Genomic DNA, 5779 nt, shown 5'->3' with positions numbered 1-5779 from the left:
GCGGGCGGCAAGAGCGGATATTTGATGATCGGCACGACGCTTGCGGCGGGACATCACAACGGCAAATTTGACTTCGACGAGGACGCGCTGCTTGCGGGAGTGGACGTGTATCTGCGCTGCGCGTATAAGTTAAACGGCAAAGCTTAAGGAAAGCGGCATGAAAAGAGCACTACTTCTAAGCGCTTCCAGTTACAAAGACAGCGGCTATTTGAACCACTGCAAGGGGTGGATCAAGGAATTTTTAGGCAGGTTATGGGAGGATGAAATTTTATTCATTCCGTTTGCGGGCGTTAGGCGCACAAGCGAGCAATATGAGCAGAAGGTCGCGGACTGCCTAGAGAGCAACAATATCAGATCGATCCACCGATTCGGTGATATGAAAGCCGCCGTTAAAAATGCCAAATCGATCTGCATCGGCGGCGGCAATACCTTCGTGCTGCTAAACGAGCTTTATAAATTTGATCTTTTAGGCGCGATTAAAGAGGCGGTGGACGGCGGCACGCCGTATTTCGGCTGGTCTGCGGGCGCAAACGTCGCGGGCAAGACGATGATGACCACCAACGACATGCCGATCGTCTTCCCGCCTTCGCCGGTAGCTCTGGGGATCTTTCCGTATCAGATCAATCCGCACTTCATAAGCGGTAAAATTTCAAACCACAACGGCGAGAGTAGGGAGGAGCGGCTGGAGGAGTTTTTGATCGTCAATCAAAACGACAGCGTCTATGCTATGCCCGAGGGTAGCGCGTTTTTGATAAACGGAAACGAGTGCGAGGCGATGGGGCATGCGGACGTGCTGAAATTCGAGTATAAAAAAGAGATCTCGCGCATCGCCGTGGGAAGTAAATTTAAAATTTAAAAGGAGTTATCGTGGAGACACTTAGGTTACTTTTGGCGCTTGCGGGCATCGTCGCAGTCGTCGCTTTACTGATCATGAAGAAGGATACTAAAACCGTGCTTATTGGCGTGGGTTTGGCGCTGTGCGTGCTTTGTCTAAAGCCGCTGGACGGGCTGGGCGCCTTTACCTCGTATATGACCAAGGCGGGGCTCATTAAGGCGATATGCGCCAGCATGGGTTTTGCCTTCGTGATGAAATTTACCGGCTGCGACCGCGCGCTCGTAAATTTACTAACCAGGCCTCTTGGCAATATCGGATTTTTATTGATCCCTATCGTCGTGGCGCTTACATATTTTATCAATATCGCTATCCCCTCTGCTGCGGGCTGCTCGGCTGCGGTCGGCGCTACGCTGATCCCCGTGATGATGGCTGCAGGCGTTAAGCCAGAAATGGCGGGAGCTGCGGTATTTGCGGGCACTTTCGGCGGCGTTTTGAGCCCGGGCTCGGCGCACAACGTATTCGTAGCCGATATGGTAAAGGCGCACAATCCATCCTACACGGTTCAAGACGTCATCGGGGTGCAGTTTTCTAGCGCGATTACCGCTTTGATCGTGGTTTTGATCGTAATTAGCATAACGGCGATAGTTTGCAAAGACTACACCAAGGGGGTGAATTATCTAGCGCAAAGAGAGGACGGCGCAAATTCCGCCGCGTCAAATTCCGCCGACGGTTCAAATTTAGACGCGCAGCCTCAAAAGATAAACGTCTTATACGCGCTTATGCCGCTAGTGCCTTTGGTGATCTTAATCATCGGCGGTACGTCCAAGCTCAACACGATCTCCTTTCTTAAATGGACCAAGATGGGCGTCGCCGAGGCGATGCTACTGGGCGCTATCGTCACCATCGTCATTACTATGACCAACCCTCAAAAGATCACGAAAGAATTTTTCAAAGGTATGGGTAGCGCGTATGCCGATATCATGGGTATCATCATCGCAGCGGGCGTATTCGTCGCGGGTCTTAGCGCGTGCGGGGCGATCGATTTCGTAATCGAGTGGCTTAAAAACGAGCAGGGCTACGTAAAATTCGGCGGAACTTTCGTACCGTTTTTTATGGGCGTCGTAACGGGCTCGGGAGATGCGGCGGCGATGGCATTTAACACCGCCGTGACCGTGCACGCCGATGCACTGGGTTTTGAGCAAGATAAGCTCGGTATGGCGGTTGCGATAAGCGGCGCGCTAGGCAGGAGCGCATCGCCGATCGCAGGCGCTTGCATCGTTTGCGCGGGACTTGCGATGGTAAGCCCTATTCAGATCGCTAAAAGAACGGCTCTAGGGATGTTTCTTTCCGTCTGCGTCATCGCATTTTTCATTCTGTAAAAGGAGCTTAATATGGATATCGTGCAGAGGTTTTTAAACTATACCAAGATCAACACCACCACGAATAGAGCCGCGGGCGCTGCGGGCATAATGCCCTCAAACCCTAAGGAGCTCGAGCTGGCGGGTTTCATAAAAAACGAGCTCGAAGCTCTGGGCATAAAAAATATCAGCCTTAGCGAAAAGTCGATTTTAATCGCTAAAATTCCCTCAAATTTAGACGCGCCCGCTGCGAGAGTAGCGTTTTTCGCTCACCTTGATACCAGCGCCGAGCAGAGCAGCGACACCAAAGCTCAGATCGTAAGATATGAAGGCGGCGATATCTGCCTGAATAAAGAGCTAGAGATCTATCTTAAAGAGAGCGAAAATGAGGAGCTGCAGGATTACAAAGGAGATGAGATCATCGTAACGGACGGCACCAGCTTGCTAGGCGCCGACGATAAGGCGGCGATCGCCGCGATCGTAAATGCGCTGGAATTTTTCGTCCAAAATCCGCAGATCAAGCACGGCGAGATAATCGCTTGCTTCGTGCCGGACGAGGAGCAGGGCTTGCGGGGCGCAAAGGCGCTGGACGTAAGCGAGGTAGGCGCGGATTTTGGCTACTGCCTTGATTGCTGCGGCATCGGCGAGTTTATCTACGAGAATTGGAACGCGGGCGATTGCGTCGTTACCTTCAAAGGCCAGTCCGCTCATCCGATGAACGCCAAGGGCAAGCTCGTAAATTCCTTGCTTTTGGCGCATAAGTTTATCTCGCTGCTGCCTGCGGGCGAGGCGCCCGAATACACAGAGGGCAAGGAGGGCTATTTTTGGGTCAAGGAGCTTAGCGGTAACAGCGCAAAGACTGTCCTAAAGATCGACGTGAGGGAATTTGACGAGAAAAGATACGAGCAGCGCATGGAATTTTTGCAAAAAACTGCGGACGGGCTTCGCGCGATCTGGGGCGATCGGATCGAAATTTCGCTAAACGACCGCTATAAAAACGTCTATAACTTTTTGAAAAACGACGAGGCACCTGCAATTCGATTTGCGAAGCAAGCTTTTAAAAACTTAAATATCGAGCCCAAGATCAAGCCTATGCGAGGCGGCTACGACGGCGCCGTCATCTCGGCAAAGGGGCTACCGTGCCCGAACCTCTTTACCGGCGGGCATAATTTCCATTCGATCTACGAGTATCTGCCCGTAGGCTCTTTAAAAGCGGCGAGCGAGGTGGTTAAGCGGATCATAACGTTAGCGGCGGCGCGAGCTTAGCTAGGACGCTTTCTACTCCGCGCGCAGATTTGATTTTAAATTTAGCTCGTTCATTCTGCCGCGAAATTTTACCCTGCAGGACATAATTTTTGGTCCCGTGGCGACGGATGATACGGGCTACGACTACGATGTTGCTTTTAAACGCTATCATTCAAGCGAGGAGATGGCGGAATTTCTGCTTGCGCTTTATGATAGCGACGCGTGCGTGGGCGCGGTGGATCGAAACAGCTTCGAGTTTAGCCTGCAAGCTGCGCGATTTAACTACGCGGGAGAACGCTAATTTTTACGCTTTTAGCGCGTCGCGATGAAATGGCAGCTTCTAGACTGCGTATAGTCTTATAAAATTTAAGCTGATTTGATGTACATTTCGCGCCGAACGTGGCTTTGAAATTTAACGCGTGAGCTATGGATTTTACTTGCGATGCGAGCTCAAGCGCGCAATTTTCGGGCTCGACTTGCAAACTAGACGAAATTTTTGGCACGGTAAAAGTAAAATTTAACCACACAACACGATAAAATTTAAAGAAATTCAAGGAGCGAAAAATGGGAAAATCCGCTCTTGTACTAGGCGCTACGGGCGTCGTAGGCAGGGAGCTGGTACGCGAGCTTTGCGAGAGCCCGGGTTACGATGAGGTAGAGGCATGGGCGCGCCGCGAGATAGGCTTTTGCCGCCCTAAGCTTCGCGCGCGGATCATTAATTTTGAGGGTATCTCGGATATCGCGCCGCATAAATTTGACGAAATTTTTTGCGCGCTTGGCACGACAATGAAGCAGGCGGGTTCGCGTGAGGCGTTTTTGCGCGTGGACGTGGACTACGTCTATGCGGCGGCGAAGTGGGGCAAAGCAGCGGGCGTGCGGCGCTTCGTGCTCGTATCAGCTCCGGGTGCGAGCGAAGGCTTGCTAAGCTTTTATCTGCGCGCTAAAGGACGTATTGAGCGGCGCGTGAGCGAGCTTGGCTTTGACAGCCTTCAGATCGTCCGTCCGCCGATAATCTTGGGCGAGAGGTCGGATACTCGCCTGCTAGAACGGCTTGCGGCGGCGGTTTTTAAACTGCTGCCCGCCTGTGCGTTCGGTAAATTTAGACCGCTTAGCGGCGTAAGTATCGCCCGCGCGATGATAAATGCGGCTAGCAGCGACGCGCGCGGCGTGCAAATCTACGAGCCGCGGGAATTTCTATAAATCGCGGATGAAATTTCGGCGCAAGCTCGGGGCTTGGGCTAAATTTAAAACTAAAGTTTTAGGCAGTGTGGATAAAATTTTATAAATTGATCTGCTTAAATTAAATTTTAAATTTAATAGAATTTTATAGTAAAATTTCTCGCTTGAAATTTTAAGCGTGGAATCTTGCGTACTGTGTTGTTGCAAAATTTTTGTTATAAAACCCTATGCTAAAATTTTAGGACTAAATTTGCGGTGTATTTAGTTTAGCCGCGAATAAAGCCTCCTAGGGCTTCAAGCTCGCATGCGGTTATGGCAACTTCAAGCCCCGAAAAGATCGTAAGTTTTGCAAATTTACAAATCCGCGATATTAAATCCTAAAAATTATGAGCTACTTAGGAGGCGAAAACGTCTATTTTTTCGCTTCTTTCGGCGCAGTCGGCGGATCAAGCTGCATGATCTTATCGCCTAGGCGCTGAAAATTTGCAAGGCTTTTTAGGTGGAAATACGCTAGCTCCAGATATCCGCGGCGCGCAAAATCCGCAAGCTTTTTATCGCTTAACTTCAAAAGCTTTTCGCGATTTACGACCGAAAAGCCGTTCAGCAGGGACGATTCCTTGCCGCTAGAGTTGATACCGAGCTCCTTGGCTTCTAAAATCCCCGCCTTTTGAAATTCCGCCGCCGCAACGCGCGTGCGCATATCCAAATCGGCGTAATTTTTCATCACCTCTTTTAAATTTTGTAAAAACGGCGTCGGCTTGCCGTCTTTAAAAAGCGCCTCGCCGTCGCCTTTGATTTGCTGCGCGTCCTTATCGAAACAGATCGCCGTCTGCTCGCCGATCTGGGCTAGGAAAAACGGATAATTCTGCACCGAAGAAGGCACCGTTCCTTTATAATCCTTATCGATTAGAACGTTTTTGGTGCGCCCTAGCAGCGCCACCATTTTGGGCTCTTTTTCGATGGTAAATACGATAACGAGGCTGTCCGCGCAAAACGGAATCTCCGGCGCGATCACCGGCACGAAAGGCGCGGTGGGGAATGCATCCGCGTGATACTGTAAATCCGCGTGTTTAACGCTATCTAATACGACTGGGGTCATGTTGATCCTTTAAAAAATTTTAGCAATTATATAAAAAAGAATATTAAAATTCTAAAGGGTTTT

General features: G+C 50.4%; 7 protein-coding genes and 1 pseudogene. 6 read left to right on the top strand and 2 right to left on the bottom strand.

Annotation, left to right across the window (positions count from 1 at the left end; all coding sequences use genetic code 11):
* The 6 genes and pseudogenes from Q0614_RS12105 to Q0614_RS12080 form a co-directional block, all read left to right on the top strand.
* A pseudogene (locus Q0614_RS12105) lies at positions 1 to 147 on the top strand (amidohydrolase); the annotation flags it as partial.
* A gap of 10 nt (positions 148 to 157) precedes the next feature.
* Positions 158 to 856 (top strand): dipeptidase PepE, encoded by a 699-nt coding sequence (gene pepE, locus Q0614_RS12100; RefSeq protein ID WP_298788983.1) that lies wholly within the window; start codon positions 158 to 160, stop codon positions 854 to 856.
* An 11-nt stretch (positions 857 to 867) separates the two neighbouring features.
* Entirely contained in the window at positions 868 to 2214 is a 1347-nt protein-coding gene (gene dcuC, locus Q0614_RS12095) for a C4-dicarboxylate transporter DcuC (protein WP_298788981.1), read from the top strand.
* Between the two features lie 12 nt (positions 2215 to 2226).
* On the top strand, positions 2227 to 3459 hold the full coding sequence (gene pepT, locus Q0614_RS12090; protein WP_298788979.1) for a peptidase T: 1233 nt from the start codon (positions 2227 to 2229) through the stop codon (positions 3457 to 3459).
* 97 nt (positions 3460 to 3556) lie between these two features.
* The gene (locus Q0614_RS12085; protein ID WP_298788977.1) at positions 3557 to 3739 is read left to right on the top strand and encodes a hypothetical protein; all 183 of its coding nucleotides are present in this window, start codon (positions 3557 to 3559) and stop codon (positions 3737 to 3739) included.
* Between the two features lie 263 nt (positions 3740 to 4002).
* On the top strand, positions 4003 to 4638 hold the full coding sequence (locus Q0614_RS12080; RefSeq protein ID WP_298788975.1) for an NAD(P)H-binding protein: 636 nt from the start codon (positions 4003 to 4005) through the stop codon (positions 4636 to 4638).
* Here the strand turns inward: Q0614_RS12080 and Q0614_RS12075 are convergent.
* Positions 4633 to 4824 (bottom strand): hypothetical protein, encoded by a 192-nt coding sequence (locus tag Q0614_RS12075; protein WP_298788973.1) that lies wholly within the window; start codon positions 4822 to 4824, stop codon positions 4633 to 4635. The two genes, Q0614_RS12080 and Q0614_RS12075, sit on opposite strands and share 6 nt — an antisense overlap.
* 205 nt (positions 4825 to 5029) lie before the next feature.
* On the bottom strand, positions 5030 to 5716 hold the full coding sequence (locus Q0614_RS12070) for a SapC family protein (RefSeq protein ID WP_298788971.1): 687 nt from the start codon (positions 5714 to 5716) through the stop codon (positions 5030 to 5032).
* Between the last annotated feature and the right edge of the window lie 63 nt (positions 5717 to 5779).

The organism is uncultured Campylobacter sp., from assembly GCF_937997595.1.
Lineage (GTDB): Bacteria > Campylobacterota > Campylobacteria > Campylobacterales > Campylobacteraceae > Campylobacter_B.
This window is presented reverse-complemented; position numbering and strand designations above follow the sequence as displayed.

Excerpts from the sequence above, each read along its gene's own strand:
- pepE (WP_298788983.1), top strand. The coding sequence starts at position 158 with ATGAAAAGAGCACTACTTCTAAGCGCTTCCAGTTACAAAGACAGCGGC.
- pepT (WP_298788979.1), top strand. The coding sequence starts at position 2,227 with ATGGATATCGTGCAGAGGTTTTTAAACTATACCAAGATCAACACCACC.
- Q0614_RS12080 (WP_298788975.1), top strand. The coding sequence starts at position 4,003 with ATGGGAAAATCCGCTCTTGTACTAGGCGCTACGGGCGTCGTAGGCAGG.
- Q0614_RS12070 (WP_298788971.1), bottom strand. The coding sequence starts at position 5,716 with ATGACCCCAGTCGTATTAGATAGCGTTAAACACGCGGATTTACAGTAT.